This is a genomic window from Streptomyces sp. NPDC091287, assembly GCF_044768525.1.
Lineage (GTDB): Bacteria > Actinomycetota > Actinomycetes > Streptomycetales > Streptomycetaceae > Streptomyces.
The window spans coordinates 1-24,971 of sequence record NZ_JBIVUV010000011.1; the positions used below are offsets into that span (position 1 = coordinate 1).

General features: G+C 68.2%; 21 protein-coding genes. 9 read left to right on the top strand and 12 right to left on the bottom strand.

Annotated features, from left to right (window positions below):
• Nucleotides 1-169: 169 nt before the first annotated feature.
• Complete coding sequence (gene glpX, locus ACIQRW_RS19570; RefSeq protein WP_097870696.1) at nucleotides 170-1,201, bottom strand: class II fructose-bisphosphatase; 1,032 nt, start codon at nucleotides 1,199-1,201, stop codon at nucleotides 170-172.
• Nucleotides 1,202-1,360: 159 nt separating this feature from the next.
• On the opposite strand from glpX, the gene ACIQRW_RS19575 reads away from it, so the two are divergent.
• Nucleotides 1,361-1,909 carry a DUF4245 domain-containing protein gene (locus tag ACIQRW_RS19575; RefSeq protein WP_403761716.1) on the top strand — a complete coding sequence of 183 codons (549 nt, stop codon included), beginning with the start codon at nucleotides 1,361-1,363 and terminating at the stop codon, nucleotides 1,907-1,909.
• Between the two features lie 81 nt (nucleotides 1,910-1,990).
• Here ACIQRW_RS19575 and ACIQRW_RS19580 read toward each other — a convergent pair whose 3' ends face one another.
• The 4 genes from ACIQRW_RS19580 to ACIQRW_RS19595 all read right to left on the bottom strand — a co-directional run bounded on the left by ACIQRW_RS19580 (nucleotide 1,991) and on the right by ACIQRW_RS19595 (nucleotide 6,199).
• The gene (locus tag ACIQRW_RS19580) at nucleotides 1,991-2,581 is read right to left on the bottom strand and encodes a malonic semialdehyde reductase (RefSeq protein WP_403761718.1); all 591 of its coding nucleotides are present in this window, start codon (nucleotides 2,579-2,581) and stop codon (nucleotides 1,991-1,993) included.
• Between the two features lie 306 nt (nucleotides 2,582-2,887).
• Nucleotides 2,888-3,133: an exodeoxyribonuclease VII small subunit gene (locus tag ACIQRW_RS19585; RefSeq protein WP_403761721.1), complete on the bottom strand. Its 246-nt coding sequence runs from the start codon at nucleotides 3,131-3,133 to the stop codon at nucleotides 2,888-2,890.
• Between the two features lie 167 nt (nucleotides 3,134-3,300).
• Nucleotides 3,301-4,512, bottom strand: a complete 1,212-nt coding sequence (gene xseA / locus ACIQRW_RS19590) for an exodeoxyribonuclease VII large subunit (RefSeq protein WP_403761724.1) — start codon at nucleotides 4,510-4,512, stop codon at nucleotides 3,301-3,303.
• Between the two features lie 205 nt (nucleotides 4,513-4,717).
• Nucleotides 4,718-6,199, bottom strand: coding sequence for an APC family permease (locus ACIQRW_RS19595; RefSeq protein WP_403761727.1), 1,482 nt, complete (start codon nucleotides 6,197-6,199; stop codon nucleotides 4,718-4,720).
• Between the two features lie 93 nt (nucleotides 6,200-6,292).
• On the opposite strand from ACIQRW_RS19595, the gene ACIQRW_RS19600 reads away from it, so the two are divergent.
• Both ACIQRW_RS19600 and ppgK read left to right on the top strand, forming a co-directional pair.
• Nucleotides 6,293-7,282: a 4-hydroxy-3-methylbut-2-enyl diphosphate reductase gene (locus ACIQRW_RS19600; RefSeq protein ID WP_403761730.1), complete on the top strand. Its 990-nt coding sequence runs from the start codon at nucleotides 6,293-6,295 to the stop codon at nucleotides 7,280-7,282.
• 38 nt (nucleotides 7,283-7,320) lie between these two features.
• Complete coding sequence (gene ppgK / locus ACIQRW_RS19605; protein WP_403761733.1) at nucleotides 7,321-8,073, top strand: polyphosphate--glucose phosphotransferase; 753 nt, start codon at nucleotides 7,321-7,323, stop codon at nucleotides 8,071-8,073.
• A 52-nt stretch (nucleotides 8,074-8,125) separates the two neighbouring features.
• Here ppgK and ACIQRW_RS19610 read toward each other — a convergent pair whose 3' ends face one another.
• The gene (locus ACIQRW_RS19610; protein WP_403762306.1) at nucleotides 8,126-8,677 is read right to left on the bottom strand and encodes a DUF6542 domain-containing protein; all 552 of its coding nucleotides are present in this window, start codon (nucleotides 8,675-8,677) and stop codon (nucleotides 8,126-8,128) included.
• Nucleotides 8,678-9,200: 523 nt separating this feature from the next.
• On the opposite strand from ACIQRW_RS19610, the gene ychF reads away from it, so the two are divergent.
• A complete protein-coding gene (gene ychF, locus ACIQRW_RS19615; RefSeq protein WP_403761736.1) occupies nucleotides 9,201-10,289 on the top strand; it encodes a redox-regulated ATPase YchF in 1,089 nt (362 codons plus the stop codon).
• A 99-nt stretch (nucleotides 10,290-10,388) separates the two neighbouring features.
• Here ychF and ACIQRW_RS19620 read toward each other — a convergent pair whose 3' ends face one another.
• The 5 genes from ACIQRW_RS19620 to ACIQRW_RS19640 form a co-directional block, all read right to left on the bottom strand.
• Complete coding sequence (locus ACIQRW_RS19620; protein ID WP_403761739.1) at nucleotides 10,389-11,075, bottom strand: hypothetical protein; 687 nt, start codon at nucleotides 11,073-11,075, stop codon at nucleotides 10,389-10,391.
• A gap of 303 nt (nucleotides 11,076-11,378) precedes the next feature.
• Nucleotides 11,379-11,900, bottom strand: coding sequence for an HAD domain-containing protein (locus tag ACIQRW_RS19625; protein WP_403761742.1), 522 nt, complete (start codon nucleotides 11,898-11,900; stop codon nucleotides 11,379-11,381).
• 15 nt (nucleotides 11,901-11,915) lie between these two features.
• Nucleotides 11,916-12,608, bottom strand: a complete 693-nt coding sequence (locus tag ACIQRW_RS19630; protein WP_403761744.1) for an SAM-dependent methyltransferase — start codon at nucleotides 12,606-12,608, stop codon at nucleotides 11,916-11,918.
• A complete protein-coding gene (locus tag ACIQRW_RS19635) occupies nucleotides 12,609-13,520 on the bottom strand; it encodes an aminoglycoside phosphotransferase family protein (RefSeq protein ID WP_403761747.1) in 912 nt (303 codons plus the stop codon). It abuts the gene before it with no gap.
• Nucleotides 13,521-13,599: 79 nt separating this feature from the next.
• Complete coding sequence (locus ACIQRW_RS19640) at nucleotides 13,600-14,349, bottom strand: hypothetical protein (RefSeq protein WP_403761750.1); 750 nt, start codon at nucleotides 14,347-14,349, stop codon at nucleotides 13,600-13,602.
• Between the two features lie 203 nt (nucleotides 14,350-14,552).
• Here ACIQRW_RS19640 and ACIQRW_RS19645 point away from each other — a divergent pair, with 203 nt between their 5' ends.
• The 4 genes from ACIQRW_RS19645 to ACIQRW_RS19660 all read left to right on the top strand — a co-directional run bounded on the left by ACIQRW_RS19645 (nucleotide 14,553) and on the right by ACIQRW_RS19660 (nucleotide 20,552).
• Nucleotides 14,553-15,908 (top strand): tetratricopeptide repeat protein, encoded by a 1,356-nt coding sequence (locus ACIQRW_RS19645; protein WP_403761753.1) that lies wholly within the window; start codon nucleotides 14,553-14,555, stop codon nucleotides 15,906-15,908.
• Between the two features lie 35 nt (nucleotides 15,909-15,943).
• Nucleotides 15,944-16,441, top strand: coding sequence for an NUDIX domain-containing protein (locus ACIQRW_RS19650; protein ID WP_403761756.1), 498 nt, complete (start codon nucleotides 15,944-15,946; stop codon nucleotides 16,439-16,441).
• An 87-nt stretch (nucleotides 16,442-16,528) separates the two neighbouring features.
• Nucleotides 16,529-18,319, top strand: a complete 1,791-nt coding sequence (locus ACIQRW_RS19655) for a hypothetical protein (RefSeq protein ID WP_403761759.1) — start codon at nucleotides 16,529-16,531, stop codon at nucleotides 18,317-18,319.
• Nucleotides 18,285-20,552 carry a hypothetical protein gene (locus tag ACIQRW_RS19660; protein WP_403761762.1) on the top strand — a complete coding sequence of 756 codons (2,268 nt, stop codon included), beginning with the start codon at nucleotides 18,285-18,287 and terminating at the stop codon, nucleotides 20,550-20,552. The genes ACIQRW_RS19655 and ACIQRW_RS19660 overlap by 35 nt, the downstream gene beginning before the upstream one ends.
• 216 nt (nucleotides 20,553-20,768) lie before the next feature.
• On the opposite strand, the gene ACIQRW_RS19665 is transcribed toward ACIQRW_RS19660, so the two are convergent.
• Nucleotides 20,769-20,957, bottom strand: coding sequence for a hypothetical protein (locus ACIQRW_RS19665; RefSeq protein WP_403761765.1), 189 nt, complete (start codon nucleotides 20,955-20,957; stop codon nucleotides 20,769-20,771).
• Nucleotides 20,958-21,125: 168 nt separating this feature from the next.
• Between ACIQRW_RS19665 and ACIQRW_RS19670 the strand changes: the two genes are divergently transcribed.
• Nucleotides 21,126-24,722 carry a Z1 domain-containing protein gene (locus ACIQRW_RS19670; RefSeq protein WP_403761768.1) on the top strand — a complete coding sequence of 1,199 codons (3,597 nt, stop codon included), beginning with the start codon at nucleotides 21,126-21,128 and terminating at the stop codon, nucleotides 24,720-24,722.
• Nucleotides 24,723-24,971 lie beyond the last annotated feature (249 nt).

A 24,971-nucleotide genomic window follows, 5' to 3' on the forward strand; every position in this document is an offset into this window, starting at 1 on the left:
CACCCCAACCCCCCCCCCCCCCCCCCCCCCCCCCCCCCCCCCCCCCCCCCCCCCCCCCCCACACCACCCCCGGCGCCCCCGCCGGGGGGGGGGGGGGGGGGGGGGGGGGCCCCCCCCCCCCCCCCCCCCCCCCACCCCTCCCCGTTCCGGCAGCCGTTCTGGCTGCCGACTACTTCGCGCGGTCGAAGTCGATGGCGCTGTAGGCACGTAGCTTCGACAGCCGGTGGGTCGAGGAGATCGTCCGGATCGTGCCGGACTTGGAGCGCATCACGATCGACTCGGTGGTCGCCTCCTCCGCGCGGTACCGCACACCGCGCATCAGCTCACCGTCGGTGATCCCCGTCGCCACGAAGAACACGTTGTCGCCGCTGACCAGGTCGTCGGTCGACAGCACCCGGTCCAGATCGTGGCCCGCGTCCAGGGCCCGCTGCCGCTCCGCCTCGTCCTTGGGCCAGAGCTTGCCCTGGATGACGCCGCCGAGGCACTTTATGGCGCACGCCGAGATGATGCCCTCGGGCGTTCCGCCGATGCCCATCAGCAGGTCGACGCCGGTGCCCTCGCGGGCCGCCATGATCGAGCCCGCGACGTCGCCGTCGGAGATGAACTTGATCCGCGCGCCCGTCTCCCGGATCTCCTTGACGATGCCCTCGTGCCGGGGTCGGTCGAGGATGACGACGGTGACGTCCTCGGGCATGGAGTTCTTCGCCCGTGCCACACGCCGGATGTTGACCGACACGGGCGCGTTGATGTCGACGAAGTCCGCCGCCTCGGGCCCCGTCACCAACTTGTCCATGTAGAAGACCGCGGACGGGTCGAACATCGCGCCGCGGTCGGCCGCCGCCAGCACGGCGATGGCGTTCGGCATGCCCTTGGCGTTCAGCGTGGTGCCGTCGATCGGGTCGACCGCGATGTCGACCTCGGCGCCGGTGCCGTCGCCGACCCGTTCGCCGTTGAACAGCATGGGGGCTTCGTCCTTCTCGCCCTCGCCGATGACGACGACGCCGTTCATCGAGACGGTCGAGACGAGGGTCCGCATGGCCTTCACGGCGGCGCCGTCGGCGCCGATCTTGTCGCCGCGGCCCACCCAGCGCCCGGCAGCCATGGCGGCGGCCTCGGTGACCCGGACCAACTCCAGGGCCAGGTTGCGGTCGGGGGCCTCCGGGGAGACCTCCAATTGGGACGGCAGATGATGCTCGGACATCGGAGCGCACCTTTCTGTACGGCGACGACCGGATATGAGGGTGCTGTGACTCTATCGGTAGGTCGATAAAATGAGCAGGCCGGGTCACGCATGAGCGCCCCCCGGCGTCGCGCCTGTGAGCGGCACCCTGCGGCCGGGCGTGTCAGGCCGCGTGCCACCATGGATCCCGTGGCAAGCAAGCGAGGCAAGCAGACAGTCCGGGACATGCTCCTGTCGACCTTGGTGATCGCCGCCTGCGCGGGCGTCATCTACCTGTTCATCCCGAAGGACGAGCACGCCGATCCGATCAAGGCCGTCGACTTCACCGTGGAACTGGCGACCGTGCGGACCGCCGCCCCTTACCCGGTGGCCGCGCCCGAGGGGCTGCCGAAGGAGTGGAAGGCGACCTCCGTCCGGTACGACGACGTCGCGGGCGACGCCTGGCACCTGGGCTTCCTCGACGCGGACCGCAGGTACGTCGCGGTCGAGCAGTCCACCGTTGCCGCGGGTACGTACGTCCCCGAGGTCAGCAGGAAGGCCAAGGACACCGGGCGCACCGAGACGGTGGCCGGCCGGGAGTGGCAGTACTGGGAGGGTGCGAAGTACAACGCCCTCGTCCTGCCCGGCAAGGGGCACACCACGGTGGTGACCGGCTCGGCTCCGAAGGAGAGCCTGGTCGAGATGGCCGCCGCGCTGAAGACGACGCCGCCCGCCGCGCCGGCTTCCTGACGCGCGGCCCGCGCCGAACCGCGTACGCGAAGGGGCCCCGGAACACCAGGTGTTCCGGGGCCCCTTCGCGTGTGACGGGCCTCAGACGGTCGTGATGACCTCGTCGAAGGAGAGGCGCGGGCTGCGCGGGAACCAGGCGTCCTCGCCCGGCTTGCCGATGTTGACGACCATCAGCGGGGTGTGGTCGTCGTCCAGGAACTCCTTCTGGATGCCCGCGGCGTCGTAGCCGGTCATCGGGCCGGCGGCCAGGCCGGCGGCGCGGACGCCGATGATGAAGTAGGCGGCCTGGAGCGCGGCGTTGAGGCCGGCGGCCGACTCGCGGACCGGGCGCTCCGCGAAGAACATGTCCTTGGCCTGCGGGAAGTGCGGGAGCAGCGCCGGGAGCTCCTCGTGGAACTCGTTGTCGGCGGCCAGGATCGCGACCAGCGGGGCGGTGGCGGTCTTCGGCCGGTTGCCCTCGGCCATGTGCTGCACCAGGCGCTCGCGACCCTCGGCGGAGCGGACCAGGACGACGCGCAGCGGCGACTGGTTGAAGGCGGTCGGCCCGAACTTGACCAGGTCGTAGATCGCCTGGACCTGCTCGTCGGTCACCGGCTCGTCGGTGAAGGTGTTGGCGGTACGGGCCTCACGGAAGAGGAGGTCCTGGGCGGCGGGGTCGAGAACGAGGGACATCTGGTGCAAACCTTCCGAACGTACGCGGTGGGGAGATGGCCCGAACGTACGCCAGAGATAGGTTAACTTTCAACTAAAACCGGCCGGGAGTGATCCATTGCACAGTACATCTGTCTTGCGCGACGGCCCCCGGCCGGAACGCCGACGGCCGCCCCGAGGCGCCCCCGCACCGCTGCCGGGCGGCGACGGCCGTCCCTAGGCGCGCCCCGCACCGCTGCCGGGCCACCACTGAGCGACGCCGCCCGGGCCGCCACCACTGCGCCACCGCAGACCATCACCGCGCCACCACCGGGCACGGTCGTTCGCTCAGTCCTGGTCGTCGTCCTCCTGCGGGCGGGCCAGGGCCGCGTCCAGCCGGGCGCGGGCGCCTTCCAGCCAGTGCCGGCAGACCTTCGCCAGCTCCTCGCCCCGCTCCCACAGGGCCAGCGACTCCTCCAGCGTCGTGCCGCCCGCCTCCAGCCGGCGTACGACCTCGATCAGCTCGTCCCGCGCCTGCTCGTACCCGAGCGTGCCCGTGGCGGCAGCCCCCATGGTCCCGTCGTCGTCCGTCATGTGATCCACCCTAAGCGTGAGCTGTTACGACCATGTGGGCGCTGCGGCCCCTGCGATACGGCCGCCCGGCCGTCCTGTCTCCCGGTCCCGGCGGGCGCGGCTCCCGGGCCGACCCACCCCCCGTTCCCTCGCGGGTGCGGCCGTCCGGCCTTCCCGATCCCCCGGCCTCATCCGTCCACCCGCACCGTGAACTCGCCCTCCGACACCCGCGCCCGCAGCGGCTCGCCGGGCGCCCCGGCCTCCTCGGGGGAGCGGACCACGTGCCCGTCGGTCCGCTGGAGCACCGCGTAGCCCCGCTCCAGGGTCGCGGCCGGCGACAGCGAGACGACCCGGGCGAGCGTGTGCGACAGCTCCGAATCGGCCCGGTCCAGCAGATGGCCCAGCACCCGGCGACCGCGCCCCAGGAGCGCGTCCACCTCGGCCGCGCGCTCGTCCACCAGGCGGTGGGGCCGCTCCATCGCGGGGCGGCCCAGCGCGTGCGCGAGCCCCCGCTCCTCACGGTCCAGCAGCCCCCGTACGGTCCGCAGCGCCCGGTCCCGCAACTGCTGCACCCGCTCCAGCTCCTCGCCGACGTCGGGGACGACCTTCTTGGCCGCGTCCGTGGGCGTGGAGGCACGCAGATCGGCGACCAGGTCCAGCAGCGGCGAGTCGGGCTCGTGGCCGATCGCGGAGACCACCGGCGTACGACAGGCGGCCACGGTCCGGATCAGCTGCTCGTCGGAGAACGGCAGCAGATCCTCGACGCTGCCGCCGCCCCGCGCCACCACGATCACGTCGACCTCCTCCAGCGCGTCCAGCTCCTCGACCGCCTGCACCACCTGGGCGACCGCGTTCACCCCCTGCACGGCGGTGTTGCGGACCTCGAAGCGCACGGCGGGCCAGCGGCGGCGGGCGTTCTCCAGGACGTCGCGCTCGGCGGCGGAAGCACGCCCGCAGACCAGCCCGACGAGCTGCGGCAGGAACGGCAGCGGCTTCTTGCGGTCCAGGGCGAAGAGCCCCTCGGCGGCGAGCGACTTCTTCAGCTGCTCCAGCCGCACGAGCAGCTCACCGATGCCGACCGGCCGTATGTCCGTCGCCCGCAGCGACAGCTGCCCCCGGGGCGCGTACCACTCGGGCTTGGCCAGCACGACGACGCGCGCGCCCTCCGTCACGACATCGGCGATCCGGTCGAAGACCTGCCGGAAACAGGTCACGCTCACCGAGATGTCGTGGGACGGATCACGCAGCGTCAGGAAGACGACCCCGGCGCCCGGGCGCCGCGACAGCTGGGTGATCTGCCCCTCCACCCAGATGGCGCCGAGCCGGTCGATCCAGCCGCCGATGAGCCGGGACACCTCGCCGACGGGCAGCGGTGCTTCCGCGGACGTGTTGAGAGCCATACGGGCGAGCGTATCGGCAGCCACCGACAGACCCCCCGCTCCGCGCGGAGGCCCGCGTCCGGGCGCCACGCGAAGCGGTACGGGACACGAGGCGGTGCGGTACGCGAGGCCGTACGTAACGCGAAGCCGTACGCGACACGAAGCCGTACAGAACGCGCGGCCGTACGCGACACGAAGCCGTACAGAACGCGAAGTCCTAGCAGCCCTACGGGACCGGGGCCCCCTTCTCCGCGCCACCCGGGCCCTCCGTACCGCCCCGGCGACCCGTCCCCTGCACCGCCAGCACCACGAGCCCCACCCCGAGCCAGCAGAGACCCACCACCTGGGAGGACGTCGTCGCCTCCACGATGACCGCGACCAGCACCCCCGCGCCGACCACCGGGACCAGGACGTGCCGCCACCACACCGGCGGGCCCTCCATCCGGCGCACGGCGAACCAGCCGACCACCGACGCGTGCAGCAGGATGAACGCCGTCAGCGCGCCGATGTCCACCACGGAGACCAGATGGTCCAGGCCGTCGTCGCGCCGGGCCGCCCACACGGCGGCCACCAGCGTCACGATCGCCGCGCACAGGATCGCCACCCGCGGCACGCCCGACGACGGGTCGACCTTCGCAAGGAAGTGCGGCAGGCGCCGCTCCCGGGCCATCGCGAAGACGAGCCGCCCGGCGGCGGCCTGCCCCGCCAGCGCGGCGAACGCGGCGCCGATCGCCTTGCTGGCCGCCACCAGATCGTGCAGCCACGTCCCCACCGAGGCGTCCACCGCGTCGTAGAACGCCGATCCCTGCGCCGCCGGGTCCGCCGCCAGCTCCGCCGAGCTCACCGGCTCCAGCAGCGCCGCCAGATACGACTGCGCCACGAACAGGACGCCGGCCAGCACCAGACAGAACAGCACCGCCCGCGCCACCTTCTGCGAGCCGCCCGTCACCTCCTCGGCGAACGAGGCGATGGCGTCGAAGCCCAGATAGGAGAGCACGGCGATCGACACGGCCCCCAGCACCGCCGCCATGGAGAACCCGGCGTCCCCCGTCAGCGGCGTCAGCCAGCCGCGCTGCGCCCCGTCCCGTACGAGGACGACCACGGCCGAGACCACGAAGACCAGCAGCACCACGATCTCCATGGCCAGCACCGCGAAGCCGACCCGGGCGGCCGCCCGCACGCCCCACAGGTTGAGCAGAGTGGTCACGAGCACGGCGATCGCGGTCCACACCCACCGCGAGACCTCCGGGACCAGCGCGTTCATCGCGATCCCGGAGAAGAGGTAGGCGACGGCCGGGATCAGCAGGTAGTCGAGCATGGCCATCCACCCGGCGATGAACCCCGGCCCTTCCCCGAGCCCCTTGCGGGCATACGTGAAGACCGATCCGGCGAAGGGGGCGACCCGCACCATCTGGGCGTAACTGAAGGCGGTGAACCCCATGACCACCGTGGCCACCACATAGACGAGCGCGACCGCGCCGTCGGACTTGGCGTCCAGGGTGCCGAACACCCCGACGGGGGCCATCGGAGCGATGAAGAGGAGCCCGTAGACGACGAGATCCCGGAATCCCAGCGTCCGACGCAGCCTGCCCGGTTCCGTACTGCTGCCCGTACCGCTCCCTGTCCCGCCGCCCGAACCGCTCCCCGCCCCGCTGCCCGAACCGCTCCCCGCCGCGCTGCCCGAACCGCTCTCCGGCACCGACGTCATCGCCCCTCCATCACCAGCCGTCATTCCTCACGAACGCACCGCGACCAGTCTCCCGACCCGGCCGTCCTCGCGCCTGTTCGCCACGGCCTTACGATGGGACGCATGACTGCAACTCCTGCCCGCCGTGTCCTGCTCGCCGCACCCCGTGGCTACTGCGCGGGCGTGGACCGTGCCGTGATCGCCGTCGAGAAGGCCCTGGAGCAGTACGGGGCCCCGATCTACGTCCGCCACGAAATCGTGCACAACAAGTACGTCGTGCAGACCCTGGAGAAGAAGGGCGCGATCTTCGTGGACGTCACCGCGGAGGTGCCCGAGGGCTCCATCGTGATGTTCTCCGCGCACGGAGTCGCGCCCGCCGTCCACGCGGAGGCCGCCGAGCGCAAGCTCGCCACCATCGACGCGACCTGCCCGCTGGTCACCAAGGTCCACAAGGAAGCCGTCCGGTACGCCAAGGAGGACTACGACATCCTCCTGATCGGCCATGAGGGGCACGAGGAGGTCATCGGCACCTCCGGCGAGGCCCCCGACCACATCACGCTGGTCGACGGCCCCGAGGACGTCGCGAACGTCAAGGTCCGCGACGAGTCGAAGGTCGTCTGGCTCTCCCAGACCACCCTGTCCGTCGACGAGACGATGGAGACGGTCGACGCCATCAAGGCGAAGTTCCCCAACCTCCTCTCGCCGCCCAGCGACGACATCTGCTACGCCACGCAGAACCGCCAGATCGCGGTGAAGAAGCTCGCCGAGGACGCCGAACTGGTCATCGTGGTCGGCTCCAAGAACTCCTCGAACTCCATTCGCATGGTCGAGGTCGCCCTGGACGCCGGAGCCCCCGCCGCCCACCTGGTCGACTTCGCCGACGAGATCGACGAGGCCTGGCTGGAGGGCGTGACCACGGTCGGACTGACGTCCGGCGCCTCCGTCCCCGACGTCCTCGTCGACGGTGTCCTGGAATGGCTCGGAGAGCGCGGTTACGCGGACGTGGAGACGGTGAAGACGGCCGACGAGTCGATCACGTTCTCCCTCCCCAAGGAGCTGCGCCGCGACCTGCGCGCCGAGGCCGCCGCCCTTTCCGCCGAGTAGCCGGGCAAGGGGCCCGGCCTGCCCGTACCGTGGGTCCCATGGAGATCTTCGGCGTGGACATCGGCGGATCCGGGATCAAGGGCGCTCCCGTGGACCTGGACCGCGGAGACCTGGCGCAGGAGCGCCACAAAGTGCTGACACCGCACCCGGCCACGCCCCAGGGCGTGGCCGACGGCGTTGCCGAGGTCGTCGGCCATTTCGACTGGTCGGGCCCCGTCGGCATCACCTTCCCCGGGGTCGTCACGGACGGCATCACGCGTACCGCGGCCAATGTCGACAAGGGCTGGATCGACACGGACGCCCGCACGCTGCTGGGCGAGCGGATCGGTCAGCCCGTCACCATCCTGAACGACGCGGACGCGGCCGGGGTCGCCGAGATGACCTTCGGCGCGGGCCAGGGCCGGGCGGGCACGGTCATTCTGCTGACCTTCGGCACGGGCATCGGCAGCGCGGTCTTCACCGGCGGCCGGCTCGTCCCCAACACCGAGTTGGGCCACCTGGAACTGCACGGCCACGACGCGGAGAAGCACGCCTCCACGAAGGCCAAGGAGGACGAGGACCTCAGCTGGCAGCACTGGGCGCACCGGGTCCAGAAGTACCTGCTGCACGTGGAGATGCTGTTCTCGCCCGAACTGTTCATCATCGGCGGCGGGGTGAGCCGCAAGGCGGAGAAGTTCCTGCCCCTGATCGAGAAGGTCCGGGCCGAAATGGTCCCGGCCCGGCTTCAGAACAACGCGGGCATCGTGGGAGCGGCGATGGCGGCGGCGGGCCAGGCACACAGCAAGGGCTGAACGGACCGGTCGGCACCACGGGCACCGGTAGTGGAGACGGGCCGAGAGCCGCTCAGGGCCGCTGAGGACGACGGGCCACCGCGCCCGCCCCGGCCTGTACGGGGTCCGCCGCCGCGGCCCCGGCGGCGGCCCGGGGCGCCCGCTCGGGTGCGGCGCCACGCCCCTGGGCCAGCACATACCGTCGCCGGGCCCGCATCTGGCGCACCTTGCGTACGGAGGCGATGAGCCCCGCGACCAGCGTCCCGCCGTACAGCCAGCCGGCGTGCACGGCGAGGGCGGTGACGAGGCCCATGGTCTGCCCGCCGAACCCGTCGGACCCTCCGGAAATCGGAAACACTCCGACGGCGAAGGCGATGGGCACGCTGATCGGCGCGGTGACCAGGTCGGCGGGCCGGACCCAGAGGGCGGTCAGAGCGCTGACGGGCAGGAAGAGCAGCCCGTAGACGAGCTCCGAGCTGTCGAAGAGCAGCCGGTCGACGCAGGCGAGCACGAACATGGTGAGGGCGGCGAACAGCCCGGCCCCGATCCCGGTGAGCCGGGGGTTGGGGAACCGCCGCAACGCGAGAACCACGGGCGGCACGCTGCGCACCCGTACCCGGTACACGGCGGAACCACCCGGCGCGGGCGGGGCGGGCGCGGCCTGCGAGGGCTGCCTGCGCTGCGGGGGACGTGTCCTGTGCTGCTCCACCTGCACAACGTAGGTCGCGGGGGGCGGGGAATCAGGCGTTGGACACGCGCTTTGGCCGACCTTGGCGTTGCGTTCGATGTCACACGGCCGAAAGGCGCACTGTTCGGACGGCCGGAAGTGGCCCGGCCGATCGTACGGTTCGAACCGGTGGCGGACCCGGGGTACCCCACGGTTCGAAGCGGGGACGGGCCGGAGGTACAGCACGGTTTGAACCGAGGGAGGGCCCGGAGGCACCGCACTGCTCGGATGGCGGCGGGCGAGGCACCCGGGCGGAGGCACGGCCCCGACCGGTGGGTGGGAGGGACCCGCGAAACCGCACTGTCCGGACCCACCAGGCTGCCCCGTAAACTGGAGAATCGGTCCACTCCGGGACCCGGCCGAACAGCCGAGCCGGACCCGGACGCCCCTGACCCCCTCCTCACTCCAGGAAGTCGCCAAAGTGTCGCTCACGATCGGAATCGTCGGTCTGCCGAATGTCGGCAAGTCGACCCTGTTCAACGCCCTGACCAAGAACGACGTGCTGGCGGCCAACTACCCGTTCGCCACGATCGAGCCGAACGTCGGCGTGGTCGGCGTCCCGGACCCGCGCCTGAACAAGCTCGCGGAGATCTTCAGCTCCCAGCGGCTCCTCCCGGCGACGGTGGACTTCGTCGACATCGCCGGCATCGTCCGGGGCGCTTCGGAGGGCGAGGGCCTGGGCAACAAGTTCCTCGCGAACATCCGCGAGTCCGACGCGATCTGCCAGGTCATCCGGGCCTTCAAGGACGAGAACGTCGTCCACGTCGACGGCAAGGTCTCGCCGAAGGACGACATCGAGACGATCAACACCGAGCTGATCCTCGCCGACCTCCAGTCCGTCGAGAAGGCCGTCCCGCGCCTGACGAAGGAATCCCGCCTCCAGAAGGAGAAGGTCGCGGTCCTCGCCGCGGTCGAGGAGGCCCAGAAGATCCTGGAGTCCGGCGAGACGCTGTTCGCCGCGGGCATCACGGCGGCCACCGAGAAGGGCCGGCTCCTCCACGAGCTGCACCTGCTCACCGTCAAGCCCTTCCTGTACGTCTTCAACGTCGACGAGGACGAGCTGGTCGACGAGGACTTCAAGAACGAGCAGCGCGCCCTGGTCGCCCCCGCCGAGGCGATCTTCCTGAACGCCAAGATCGAGTCCGAGCTGATCGAGCTCGACGACGACGAGGCCCTCGAACTGCTCCAGTCCATGGGCCAGGAGGAGCCCGGCCTCGCCACCCTCGGCCGCGTCGGCTTCGAGACCCTGGGCCTCCAGACCTACCTCACGGCAGGCCCGAAGGAAGCCCGCGCGTGGACCATCAAGAAGGGCGCCACGGCCCCGGAGGCGGCCGGTGTGATCCATACCGACTTCCAGAAGGGCTTCATCAAGGCGGAGATCGTCTCCTTCGCCGACCTGGTGGAGACCGGCTCGGTCGCCGAGGCCCGCGCCAAGGGCAAGGCCCGCATGGAGGGCAAGGACTACGTCATGCAGGACGGGGACGTGGTGGAGTTCCGCTTCAACGTCTAATACGTTCGGCCAAAGGCCGTCTGACCTGCGACGGAGCGGGTTGGGCGGCCTTTGTGGTCCGCACGACCGCACTCGACCCCACTCGACCCCACTCGATCACTACTCGTTCAACGGGAAGATGTACGCCTTGAAGTCCGCCTGATCGATGCTGCCCCGCAGTAGATCAGCCGCCTTCGCCAGATACGACTCCTGGTCTTGGCCGAATGGGTCCTCCGCCAACTCACCTGCACGGTCCAGGGCTGCGCGGCGCTCCTCCTCCGCAGTGACGAGACCGGTGACATCCTCCCCCCAGGCGGCCAGCCGTTCCCGGGCGATCCGCCGGTAGTACGAGTCCGCGCTCACGGCAAGGACCTCGCGGACGGCGGGGGTGTATCGGGGTACGGACGAGGTGAGGGCGGGGTCGGCCAGGAGCAGGGCTGTAGCCGCAAGTGCGGCCTCCCTCACCAGTGGATCGTCGTCGTCGCAGAAATCCGCGATGCGGTCGTGGAGTATTGGCCTTGCCGCACGGGCGGCAGCCAGATCTTGCGCCGTGCCGACGCCGTCTTCGCCGTCCAGGCGGGCGATGTCGGCGAACGAAGCAAGCCAGTTCAGCAGTTCGGCGCGAAGCGACCGCCGGCCGGCCCTGCGCTCCCACCGGTCTTCGGCGAGGGTGCGCGGATCGTCAAGAAGACGAGCGAGGACCAAGGCCGCCGGAGCGGTCGCCGGAAAAACCTGCTCCCGATTGAGGAGCAGCCGATACAGGTCCTCCACAGCCCGCACACGGCGGGCCGGGTCGGTGGCGAGCACAGCGCCGAGGATGTCCGGTGTGTCACGCACACTGTGCTGGCCCGTACAGACGTGCGACAGCTCCTCTCAGGCGATGTCGGCGAGTTCAGCCTGTGCTGTGCGTGGCAGGGAACCGGCGGGAGTATCAGGAAGGTCCGGGGTTGTTTCGTTGATCACGGCCGCAGTGTTCCAGCCGACTCCGACATCAGCGGTGCCGATCCCCGCCACTGACCGCAGACGGTAGACGCTCGAGCAACACGCTGGTGCCCTCGCTGCTCGTGGCAGCGAGGGGATCAGTCGTCAGACGGCGCGGGCTGTGGGTAACTACGAGATCCATGTCGTGAGCTCGGTCAGGTGTTCGGGCTGTAGCCCGAGGTGTGGGTCTGGCTGAACGAGGAGGGTCGGCGTCCCCTTGCCGGTGCGCTCTGCTGCCCATTCATGGTCGAGGCTGGTGAAGTCGTCGTCGATCCAGACAGCGGGGGTGTCTGCCAGCCAGACGTCGACGTGGTCTCGTTTCCAGAGGTAGCCGTCGGGGTGACTGGTGGTGATCTGGGGACGAGGCAGGTCGAGGTAAGGGAAGTCGGGCAGTCCCAGGAGAGGGCCGATGATCGTATTGGCGTCCTTGCGCCAGCTCGTGCACCACACCGGGGTGACGAGTCCGCTGGTCAGGAGGTCGGTGAGAATGCTGCTCTGTCGAGGGTCGAGCCAGATGGCGACAGGGTCGTCGGGGTGCCGGCCGGTGGGCAGGACGGTGTGGCGGACGTGGGTGGGCGGGGTGCTCCCGTCGGCGGCCGGGAACGGTATGAGGACGCCGTCGATGTCGAGAAGCAGGTAGGGCAGGGTCATCGGTGCCTCCGTCGGTCAGCGTTTGCGGGCGGTGATCAGGAGGGTGGTGGGCCACGGGTCACGGCGCGGGTGCCGCAGCTCCACCGTCGAGGTGACGCCCAGGCCCGCCCTGGAGAGGTGGGCTCCCCAGCGGCGGGCGTCGAACTCCCATCGAGTGAGGGGCAATCGAGTGTGGTCGGGCATGGTGACGTAGTCCTCGCGCGGACGGTCGTCCGTGGATGGATGTCTTCCGGCCCGTGCCGGGTGAGGGACGGAGAAGGCCAGGACACCGCCAGGCTTCAGGCGTCGGGAAACGGCGGTGAGGAGGAGCTCGGGGGCGACGAGGCCGACGGCACCGAAGACGGAGAAGATCGCGTCGAAGGTCCGGCCGGTGGCCTGCAAGTAGTGCAGTGCGTGACCGGCAGCAAACGTGGCGCCGTCGATGTGGCCATAGTGGGAGCGGGCGCGGCGTACCTGGAGGCCGACCAGGTCCACGCCGGTGACGCGGGCCTGGTGGTGCTTCGCGAGGTGGGCCACGTTGTGGCCGGGGCCGCAGCCCAGCTCCAGGACGCGTTTGCCGCACAGGCCCTGGCCCAGGATCTCGGCGCCGGGACCGATGCCCGCGTGGGTGCTCCATTCCATCCGGGCCGGTGCGCTGAGGGCGTGCGCGGGAGCAGCGGCTGTGCGCTGGGCTGCGTGGGCGTACCAAGGGGAGACCTGGGCGAGCACCTAGACCTCCAGGAGTTGGACCACGTCGTTCAGGTGGCGGCGGACGACGGGGATGTACGCGGGGTCCTTGGCCGGGTCGTCGATCCAGCGGATGGCCTGCTCCATGAACCACTCCACGGCCCACATGCGGTGCCAGCCCAGGGCCCATGCCTCGGCGGCGAGGCCGCCCCGGGAGGCGAGGGAGTCTTCATGACCGCCTGCGGTGACGTATTGCTCCAGGAGCACGCGCATTCGGAAGGGGCTCGGTACGTCGGTGGTGCCGTGGTACGAGGCGAGGTCGATCAGGCCGGGGCCGGTGAAGGCGCGTGCGAAGTCGAGGAGGTGCCAGCCGTTCTCCCCGATGTGGACGCTCGTGGGGTGGAACTCGGAATGGACCCAGCCGAACGGATCGAGCGTCGCACCTTCGACGCGAGTCTCGGCCGCGGCGGAGATCTTCCCCAGCGCGGTCTCGATGTCGTCGCAGTCCGTCCATCGGTCGGCTCTCCGGAGCCGCTGGAGGTGATCGAGGGCCCGGCCGGGCAGGGCCGCGAGGCCCGCCCCGTCGAGGAGGGGTAGACCGCCCGCCGGGCGGGCGGCATGGAGCATGACGGCGGCGGCGACACCGTCGAGGTCGTCGGCGTCCCGTACGGGAGTGCCGAGGTCGTCCATGAGCATCCCGAGCCACTTGTCCTGCATCGCGGTGGCGTGGAGGGCGGGGACCGGAAGCCCGCGCTGGTATGCCACCCGCAGGGCCTGGGCCTCGCGGTCGAAGGGTTCCTTGGCGTATTTGAAGACGGCCGTGGTGCTGTCAGGGAAGGTGACGCGTTCGACGCCGGACATGCCCCAGACGCGAATCTCGGTACGTTCGGGGAGGGGCTTGCCGATGAGAGCGCACAGGTCGTTCAGCAGGGTGGCGGACAGGCTCTGGGCCATGGGGGTCTCCAGGAGACTGGTGGGCTCCGGGGCGGGCGCGCGCGAGCTGGCCCGCCCCGGAGCCGTACTGGGGGCAGGGTTACTCGGCTGCGGTTACGCGGTGGGCGTAGACCTGCTCGATCCAGCCAGCCTTGAACGCGGCGAGGTCGTCGCGAAAATTCGCCATCGAGGCACCGTAGGGTGCGACCACGCCGCCGGACTGGTCCGGCACGGACTGGCAGCCGTGCACGAGCCGTCCGCCAAGGGCGGCGTGGGCCTTGATGGACTCGATCCGGCGGTGCTCGTTGAACCAGCCTCCGTGGTAGACCTCGTCGAGCATTCCGCCCGTCTCGTCGTCCAGGTCGAAGACGACGGACGTGGCGGCGGGGAAGAACCAGCACGGGCCGACGTTGGAGATGTGCCCGTCCAGCTCGACCTTGTTGAGCGCCATCAACGTAGCTGCCTCGCGCAGCATGCGCAGGTGGTCGGCGGTGATCTGCGGGAGGCCGAGGCCGGCCAAGTGCTCCTCGCGGAAGAGGTACGTGTGCACCCCGTACGCCGTCGCCAGCACGCGGGCCGCATCGGAGGTGGACTCGCCGTGGTTCTTGATGAAGTCGAGCGCGAGCTGCTCGACCGCGCTCTCGGTCGTCTCGTCCACGTCGAGGAGCTGGGCCTTCACCAAGTCCCAGTCGGCGACGAGCCAGGTGCTGGACTCGAAGCGGAAGAAGTACTCGGCCGGGTTGATGATGATGCGCCGGCCGTCCACCTGGATGCCGGGCAGGCGGTTCCAGCGCGGGTCGAAGGCGTCGGGCAGCTCGACCGTGATGGTCGCGGTGTCGATGGTGGTCACCGTGTCTCCGTCTCTGATCGTCCGGGCCCGGGGCACAGGAATGCCCGAGCCCGTTAGGGCGTACGGAACTTGGGGGCCGCCCGGCCCGCGATGCCGTGAGTGGGGCGGCTGTCGATAAGTGAACCGCTCGCTACGCAGAGTGGGTACGGTGTGACCGAGGCTAAGCGGTATACACGGTTTACGGATCCGGAGCGGAGGCGATCGTGCCGGCACCGACCAGCGCCAACTCCCGCCTGCGCGACACGATCAACGCCGCCGGGTGCACGTATGACGCGCTCGCCAAGGACGTACGCCGCATCGCCGCCGAGAACGGCGAACTGCTCCAGACGAACAAGTCGGCCATCTCCCACTGGGTGGTCGGTGCCCGCACACCGACCGGCCAGGCAGGCCAGTACCTCGCCGAAGCCCTCTCCCGGCGGTTGGGACGCGTCGTCACCCGAACCGAGCTCGGCCTCCACTCACCCGACACGGAGTCGCCACCGGACACCGACCCCGTCACCGCGGTCACCGACCTCGGCCGCGCGGACGTCGAGCGCCGCCGCTTCCTCGCCATCGCCGCCTTCACTACGGCCGGCGTGGCCATGCCGCTCCTGCACGACCACGAAGCCACCTCGCGGATGCTCCGCGCCCGCACCGCCCGCTCCCTCGTCGGCAGCGACGACATCGACGTCGTACGACAGATCACGGCAGCCTTCAGCGCCGCCGACGAACGCCTCGGTGGCGGGCACGGCCTGACCACGGTCACTGCGTACCTCGCCGACACGGCAGCCCCCATTCTGCGCGGCCGCTTCCCCACAGAAGCCTTACGCCAGGCCGCCTTCGGCGCCGTCGCCGAACTCGCCTACCTCGCAGGGTGGAAGCACCACGACCTTGGACACGAAGGCGCTGCCCAGCGCTACTACCAGGTCGGCTACCAGCTCGCCTGCGAAGCCGACCCTCACGGCCATGCCGCCTGGATGATGCGCGCCCTCGCCCACCAGTCCCTCAGCCTCAAGCAACCCCACCACTGCGTGGACCTCGTTAAGGGAGCCCTCACCCGCGGCCTCGGCCACGTAGACGGCCAGACGGAAGCGCTCCTGCACATCACGCACGCCCGCGCTTATGCAGCCGTTGGCGAAAACCCGTTGGCAGCCCGTGCTCTCCTCGCCGCCGAAGATGCACTCCTGCGCGAAGACGGGCCCCAGCCCAGCTTCTCCCGCGTCAGCGGCCCAGCGGCCGCCACCGTGTCCAGCCACACCGCCCGCACGCTGACCGACCTCGCCGACCACATCGGCACAGAACAGCAGCACCGCGACGCCCTCACCCGCTGGGACCCGGAGAAGTACAAGCGCGTCCACGCCCTCACCCACGCCGACCTGGGCGACAGCCTCGCCGCCCAGGCCCGAGCCGATGAAGCTGTCGCGGCCTGGACCCAGACCCTGGTCCTCATGGAGGGCATGACCTCCGACCGCACCCGCAAGGCGATCACCTCGATCCGCTCCACGCTCGCGGTCTACCAGCGGCGCAAGGTACCCGGTGCCGCCGATCTCGCTCGCCGCGCTCGCGAGGCCCTCGCCTAACATGCCCAACAACCCGCCTGACGAAGGGAACCCCCGTGGCTCAGCAGACCGACGACCGCTCCCAAGCCCTCAAGCCGGCGCTCGAATCGATGACCCTGCTGGTCGCGGCCGTCATCGTCCACGACAAGGCCACCAACCGCGTCGTCCTCCTCCAGCGCAGCGAGAACGCCAAGTTCGCCCAGGGCCTGTGGGACCTCCCCGTCGGAAAGAGCGAGCCGGGCGAGCCCATCACCGAGACCGCGGTCCGCGAGCTCTACGAGGAGACCGGGCTCACGGTGAAGCCTGAGTCCCTCAAGGTCGCCCACATCATCCACGGCGCCTGGGGCGTCGAAGCCCCGAACGGCTTCGTGACGGTCGTTTTCGCCGCCCACGAATGGACCGGTGAACCAGAAAACCGCGAACCCCGCAAGCACTCTGAGGTCCGCTGGGTCGATGCCAATGCCATCCCCGAAGCCTTCGTTGATACCACGGCCAATGCTCTAACCGGGTACCTGAACGGAGGCCAAGATGTCTCGCTCGACGGATGGGAGTGATTCGCTACTTCCCGTACGTCTTGCGCATGGAGGAAGTCCATACTCTTGGTAAGGGTCCTGTTCATGCGTGGCTAAGGGGACTTCGCCGTGAGACATCAAGTTCGATCGTCGCTCGAATTGCTGAAAATTCCATTTGCTTTCACGCAGGATGAGCTTCTCGATACTGGTTCGTTTATTCGGAAGGCTAAAGAGCGCGGCCACAACTTGCGTTCGCAGGACCTGCAAGCGCTCCATATTCACGGTCTGCTCGTTCCGCTTTATAGGGTGAGTGACGCGCCAGCGGAGGGTCGTCGGGTGGATATCGGCAACGTGTTGCTTGAAAAGAACCCACGAGGTTGGGTGATGGGTGCCGCGCTAGAGGGGCGCTTGCGTGACCCAAGGCAAGAAGGGTATAGTGTCGCCTGGCCTTATGAGCGCCCTGGCGGAGTCGACGCGAGAAGTTGGTGGAATGGCTTCATTTACTCGTCTTGGCAATTGATTGGGCTGAATGAAGCACTAGCGCGGTATAGATTCGTTCGGCAGGGCGATATCTGGCCTATCCGTCATCCGGGCACAGGATCCCACTCAATGGTGCTTGCTCTGGCGGCCTTGTCGCCACACTACCTCGGCGGCGTTCTCGGCCGGATCAGTCTTCTGGGTGGGGCAGACGAGCAGGGCCTCTGGCGATTTCGTTCGGGATTCTCGGTGGCAGATCTTCTTAGCGTTAGCGGATTCAACCCAGCTGGCCTTCGGGGGCATGCCGAGACCCTTCTCGCACAAGCGCACTCTCGTGACCCTCTGGTTAAGTGGTTGCCGCTGATCCGCCATACCAGCTACTCGGGTTGGTCGAAGCTTAAGGGCGATCCGCTTGACTGCATGTGGAAGCGAGTGGCCGCCGAAGTGCTCTTGCAGGCCCACGATGACCTGGCTGAGGACGGTTTGGTTGAGCCGCTCCCTGATCTCACCGGGGACGGGTATTGGACGGCGCTTCATGACCGCTTGAACCCGAGATATGAGGAAGCTGCGACTCTGGAGCGGGCACTCGGAGATTTCGGCCTGTCCCCCCACCCCAGAGTTATTGTGCTGGTCGAGGGGGAGACTGAACTTATTCACGTCCCGCGTCTGCTTGCCGAGCTCGGCCTTACGGACCCTCAGCAAGTGCGAGTGCAGCGGTGCAAAGGGTCGAGGGTTAGCCCTCAGCTGATTGCGAGATACGGGGTTACGCCACGAGTCGGCCGCCGGGTAGGTGACGTCTGGCTTTTGGATGCCACCCCTACGGCGCTGGTTATTGCGATGGATGCCGAGAATAAATGGGCGACGCCCGAAAAGTGCGAGGCGGAGCGTCAGGCGTTGCTTGCGGCGGTGCAGGAAGAGGCTCGAAGTCAAGGCGCAGAAATTCCAGAGGACTACCTTGACTTCCTGGTGACTGTGCACGTCTGGGGCAAAGACAAGTACGAACTGGCCAATTTTACGGACGATGAGCTGCTTCCTGTCATTGCTCAAGTTGCTGATCGCGGGCCCGAGGCAGACTCGCTGGAGTGGCGAGCGAGCATGCGCCAATTCCTTGAGGAGGCTCGCGCGGTACATCAGGACATTAAGGTCCCAATCGGCCGAATGAGGATCAAGGTCGAGAAAGTTGCCATGGCTGAGGCTCTGTGGCCGGTCCTTCGAGGGAAGCTCGAAAGTGAATTTGCAGAGCCTGTCCCCACCACGCCCGTAGTCGATCTCGCGAAGCGGGTATATGATGTATGTCAACGAATTTCCGGTATCCGTGCGATGAGGGCGCCAAACGGGTTCGCCGGTTCGTCGTGGTTGGGTCACCGCAGCTCGTCAGATTGCTCAACGAATGATTCTGGGGGACCAGATGGCCGGGAAGACTTTCGGCACCTCAAGGGATGATTTCGCCAAGGTAGTGAAGGATGCTCTCGCCCGGCGGGTTGCTTCCAGGTGCAGCAACCCCGATTGCCGGGCGGTTACGTCAGGGCCCAAGCTGCAGTCAAGCGGCGCTGTCAACGTCGGTGTCGCCGCGCACATCATGGCTGCTAGCCCGGGTGGCCCACGCTACAATCCTGCCCTCACCCCGGTCGAGCGCGCTTCCGAACATAATGGCATTTGGCTGTGCCAGAACTGCGGAAAGCTCATTGACAGCGACGTGCTTCGCTACACCGCGTCGGCACTTCGACAGTGGAAGACTGAGGCCGAGCGTGAAACCCTCAAGATGCTCGAGGCCGGCGTCGGGGAATCAGACGACACCCTCGTGCTGGCCTTGCCGCAGCTTGACTCCTCCGAGTCTCTCTTTGCGTTCGCCAACACCGTCATCGCTCGTGTCGGTCGTGATGCCGAAATTCGAGAACTGAAAGAATTCCTGCAAGCAGATCAAGCCTTCTCGTGGTGGCTGTGGACTGGATCTGCCGGCGCAGGGAAAAGTCGCCTGACGATCGAACTGTGCCGGGCGGTGGCAGGTGAATGGCATGCAGGATTCCTTCGTGACGATTTCCAGTCGGCACTGGGCAGCCTCCAACCGACGCGGCCGACACTCGTAGTAGTCGACTACGCGGCTCAGCGCAGTGCATGGCTCTCAGAGGCACTCTTCCGCCTCAGTCAGCGAGCCTTGAGTGCACCCGTGCGCGTACTCGTTCTAGAACGTCAGGCTGCGGGTACGTGGTGGGATACATTGCAGCGCACACACCGCATGGAGGAGTCCTTCCACGTACAGGCGAGCCAGTACGGCCTACCACGCGAGCTTGGCGGCCTATCTCGCCCAGACATTCGTAGGCTGATCAAGGCCGTAGCCACGCATGCCCGAACCGAACTGTCGTCAACGAATGTTGAGGACATCGCCGATCACGCCGAAAAGATCGATGCCGAGCGCCGTCCACTCTTTGCGCTCGTTGCGACGATGGACTGGCTCGATGAGAACGGCGTGAGCGTCGACCGCGACGCGGCACTGAGGCGCCTCATCGCACGCTTGGATGGTCAGATGGCGCAGAGCGTCGGTGGATTCTCTCCAGCCCGCCGTGCGCGAAACGTGAGAACCCTGGCGACAGCGCTTGGTGGTGTCTCGGCTGACGCATATGCCCGCCTCCTGCTGACGCTGTCGCCTCCGGCAGGGCTTCTGCCTGACGTGTATGACGACTTCCTTGCGGTGTCGCTCGATGATCTGCTGGACGGGGTCCGCCCCGATATCCTCGGCGAGCTGTACGTCCTCGACCGGTTGGCCACAACTGGCACAGACCGCGCTGCTGCGGTGGGCCTGCTGCAGCTTGCATGGCGGGCCGACCAGCAGGCGTACCAAGCCTTCGTCGAACGTGCCGCCGGCGACCATAGCGAGCACGAGCAGTTGGTGCACCTGCTCGATGCCGGCGACTGGCTCGAGTCGCCGGTGGCGTGTGCGCGAATGGCGGCGGACACCGTGCCACTCCTTCAACGGAGCGACCATCCTGCGCTCGAGTGGATCTTCTCCCGGTTCGACACCTTGCGAGAATCGATCTCTGAGCGAAGCATTGATGAACTTGCTGTGACCGCACGCTTCCGCTTCGCCAATCTCGTTCTTAAAGAGGGCGACGCACGCAGGGCGAATGAACTCTTCACGAAGGCGCTTGCCGACTGCGACCCGCGTTGGTCGGTCCGCTCGGACATCCTGAACAACCGCGGCATCACGCGGCTGGATACCGGTGATCGGGACGCCGCGATGGCGGATTTCACAGCGGTCATCGAAGACTCTTCCGCGGAGGACGAGGCACGTGCCTGTGCGCTCAATAACCGGGCAGACCTCCACGATGACGACGGCAATGTGCCCTCCGCCGTCGCGGATCGCACGGCGGTGCTTGGCCTCGCAGAGACGACTTACAACCGCCGTTACATCGCACTGGCTCGCAGGGCGCGTGCTCTTTGGGCGAGCGGAGACCGCGCTGGTGCCCACCGGGACATTGAGTCGATTCTCGCGACGATCGACATCGTGATGGAGCCGAAGATGGCGGCACGTCTGCAGAGAGCCGAATGGACCGTTGGTAGTGGCACGCCATCTGAAGCACGGCCTGACCTTGAGGCGGTGATCGCCTCTGCGCGAAACTTCGACAGCGTGGCACGTCGCGCCCGCGAACTTCTCTCCACTTCGATGGGCGACAGCTAGGCGGCATCCGAGTGAAGATCGCTGAACGAGATGCCCGCAGCAAGGACAGGGAGTCGCTTCGACGTATGACTCGCCGAATGTGCGGAGGGAGGGGTCGGGCTTTGTTGGGCCCCCCTCCCTCGTGCGGTGCCGACGTGTGGTTCCGGCTTCAGCCAGTGCGGTTGGGAGCCGACTCTCCGACGACGCCGATCGGCACGAAGGGAATCGTCTTGCGCTTCACCGGTTCATCGCCCACCAGATGAGCCACGCCATGAGTGTCGAACCCAGCGCCGAAGCCGCGCCGCGGAGCATGTGCCTGATGAGACCCGACCAGGCGCGGCGGGCGTACCGACGTAGCCGCCGGGTGCGGACCGTCCACTTCGGGGTCGTCTTCATGTCCTTCTTGATCGTCTTGAGCTTGCGCATTCTTCGTCGTCCTGGTGGTGAGGTCGGGCAGTTCCGGTGACGACGTTCCGGTACTCGAAGAATGTTGCGCACGGGGCAACATGTTGCTGAGTCGGCAGCAACAGTTGGGGTGTTGCAGGATTCCGCGCAACACCCCCGGGTGTCAGAGGTAGCAGGTAGGAATGGTGGGTGCTGTCAGACAACCGGGCGGACGGCACACTCGATGAGTCTCGCGCCGATCTGTCCGCCGCCGAACTGGACCTCGTAGGGGCCATGCGCGCGGCCTTCGACGCGCTGGGCCTATCGCGCAGGGCCGTCGCCCGCAAGCTGTCGTGGAACTTCGCGACGATCAGCAGGTACCTCAGGTGTAGGAGCTTTCCGCCTGTGGAGTTTGTCGAACAGCTCATCGGGCTTGCCGGAGACGGGCTCTCCGCAGCCGATGCCGACCAGCTGCGGCACTTCCATGGCGCCGCCAAGAAGGGGCGCAAGGACCCGCAGCACCAGATAAGGACGTTGAGCGCCCAGGTCCGCCGCACGGTCGAACAGGCCAAGGAAGCGGACCGCAGAAGCCGGGAAGCGGAGGCCGCCCTGAACCGGGCCCACTCGGACCTCCGTCGGCTGCGTACTCAACTGCATCTCTCCACGGGATCGCTGGAGGACCGTGGCGACGCCTTCCTGACCGAACTGGACCGCTACGCGGCACAGCACGCAACCGGGGCCCGTGACATGCCGGTCCGCGTGCGCTCCACCGTCCTGGCGTCCTGGCGCACCATCTTGGTGGGTGCGGACTCCGCACCCACCGTGGCGGGAACCGACTCCCTGCCTGGTACATGGGATCGCCGATGCGCGACCTATGATCGGTTGGAACTCGAACAGCGCCACCGCGATGTGCTGGATGCCCTTGTTCCGCTGGGCGATCCAGATGCCGGACCGCTGGGGGAGGCAACGGTCGAGCTGCATGACCTGGCATTCGAGACCATGGTCGGTTCCGGTCCTCGGCCTTTCGCCCGGGCACTCATGTACGTATCCCCCGATCTGTCGGCCCGGCCCGCTACCTCACAGCACGTGCTGCGTGACCAGCTGACCGCCGGAGCCGCCGCAGGCCCGTTGGTCGACTCCTGGCGACGGAACATCAATCGGTGGGACCACGAGACGGGCCGGCAGTGGACGAACAGCCCGCCCCGCAGTGCCGAGCGCCGGATCGCGCTGTACGAAGCGCTCGCCCTGGAGCCGGCCACCCGCCGGATCCTGACCGAGTTGGTCCCGATCTCCTTCGCCGTCGGCCCCATCGTTATCGGCGAACCGCCGCCGCCGTGGGCCACTCCGGCGCACTTCGCCGACGGCTGGTACTGGCCCGCCTACGAACGGTGCCTGAGGGACCTCAAGGGCTGGTCGGCCGAGGCTGTGGCCGGTATCGACGAGGCTGCTGACCGAGTGGTCGAGCGGCTCGCCGACCCCACGGACGCGGTCGCCTATCAGACCAAGGGCCTGGTGATGGGGCATGTCCAGTCCGGGAAGACCGCGAACTTCACCGGCGTGATCGCCAAGGCGGTCGATCGCGGCTACCGGCTGGTAATCGTGCTCAGTGGCTCCCTCAACCTGTTGCGCTATCAGACGCAACGGCGTCTCGACATGGAACTGGTGGGCAAGGAGAACATTCTGCGTGGCGCTCCCGAGGAGTACTCCGAGTACGCCGACGACCCGGACTGGCAGCGGGGCGGATTTCTCTCGCATGGCGAACTCCCGTCGCGTCTCGGCGCGTTCGACGTCATCCGTCTCACTACCCGTGACGACGACTATCAGGCGCTGCGCCAGGGCATCACCGCGCTCGAATTCGAGAAGGCCGATCCCGCCTTGCCGTTCCACGACCCGCGCAACCTGCACCGCAGCGCGGCGCGACTCATGGTGGTGAAGAAGAACAAGGCTGTTCTGGCGCGGGTCGTCCGCGACCTTCGGAGGCTGGGGCGACAGCTCGAAGAGGTTCCCGTCCTGATCGTGGACGATGAGTCAGACCACGGATCGGTGAACACGGCACACTTCGGGAGAGGACGGGAAGGTGCCGAACGCACGGCGATCAACGGCCTCGTCTCCGCACTGCTGGGGTTGCTCCCGCGCGCCCAGTACGTTGCCTACACCGCCACCCCGTTCGCGAATGTCCTGATCGACCCGACTGATCAGGAAGATCTGTTCCCCAAGGACTTCGTGATTGCTCTGCCCCGCCCTTCCGGCTATATGGGGGCGCGCGAGTTCCACGATTTCGACTCACCCGTGCCGGCGCACAAGCGGACGGTCGCCGACTCGAAGGAGCTGGCACACGTCCGACCCATGGGGGAGACCGGGGGCGATGACGACGCGTACCTGCGGCAGGCAATGGACGCCTTTCTCCTGTCGGCGGCAGTCAAGCTCTACCGCGAGGCGCTTGACCCGAGCGGTATTGGCTACCGCCACCACACGATGCTCGTCCACGAGTCTGTACGGATGGCCGACCACCGCGAGAGCGCGCAGCGGATCGCCCAGCTCTGGCACGCGGACCAGCAGGAGCGGGACGGTGGGCTCGGACGGCTGCACGCCCTGTTCGAGTTTGACTTCGCACCGGTCTCGGCCCACCACCACGGCGGGTTCGTGCGGCCACCGGACTTCGGTGACCTGGTGCCGTACCTCCGCGCGGCGCGCACCCGCATCGAAGGGGGAGAAGGCCCCGTCGTCGTGGTCAACGGCGACAGGGACATCGAGAGCGGGACCGTGGACTTCGACCGTCGTCCGGTGTGGAAGATCCTCGTGGGAGGCGCCAAACTATCCCGTGGCTTCACCGTCGAGGGTCTGACCGTCACGTACTACCGGCGCAGCACCAGCCAAGCTGACTCACTCATGCAGATGGGCCGTTGGTTCGGGTTCCGCCACGGCTACCGGGACCTGGTGCGGCTGTACATCGGGCGTCGCACAGGAGTCGACAAGGGCATCGACCTGTACGAGGCATTCGAGGCCGCCTGCCGCGATGAAGACGCCTTCCGGGCGCAGCTCGCCGACTACGCGAAGCCGGTGGACGGCGGCCCGGCGATCATGCCGTCGCAGATCAGGCCGTTGGTGGCCCAGTACCTCCCGGAGCTGAAGCCCACGAGCGCGAGCAAAATGATGAATGCCCGGCTCGTGGAGATCCGCTCGCCCGGAAGATGGATCGAGCCGAGCGCACTGCCTGTCGGTGGAGCCACGATCACACGGAACACGGAACGGTGGCGGCCGGTACTGTCGGCTCTGGGTGGACCGCTGAAGCAGTTCTCGGTGCCCGCCCATGACGGGACGAGGGCCGCCTCGGTCTCGGCACTCACCGCGATCGTCACACACGGACAGCTGCTCGACGTACTGGGCGGACTGGAGTGGGACCGTCCGAAGGTCTTCGCACCGCACCTCGCTTATCTGCGGAGTCTCGGCACTCGCTCGGCGCCCCTGGGGGAATGGCTGATCGTGGCCCCGCAGCTTGCCTCGGCGAACGCTCTGAAGGGACCCCTCCCCGGGACGCCTGAGATCTCACTGTTCCGGCGTGCTCGTCGGCGCCCGGGTGCTTTCGGCGCGATCAGTGATCCCGGCCACCGTCGGGTGGTCCGGGAGCTGCTGCGTGATGGCGAGCGCGGGATCGCGCTGCTCTATCCCGTCGTCGAACCCGAGCAGGCGCTGGTGCACCCTGTCGACCCCGCCCGCGTCTCCATCGCCTTCGCGTTGCTCACTCCGGACAGGACGGATGCCGACGGATCCGGGCCGGCTATCCGCTTCCAGGCGGGCGACGTATAGCGAGACAGTGCCCCATCTCTGGAGTCACGGACGGACAAGGTTCGGCTCATGTAATGCCGGGCCGGAGTCGGGCCTGTGCTCAGTCCGCAGCCAGTCCGCAGGACAACCGTAAACGGCCGTCGGGAGCCAACGCATCCCAACGAGGCAATCCCAGGTCAGAGCCCTGGATGGGGCTCCGCGGCAGGTCAGGATCGGGCCGCAGACGTTCCGCTTCAACGTCTGAGCAGGTGGATGAGCGCCAGGTAGCCC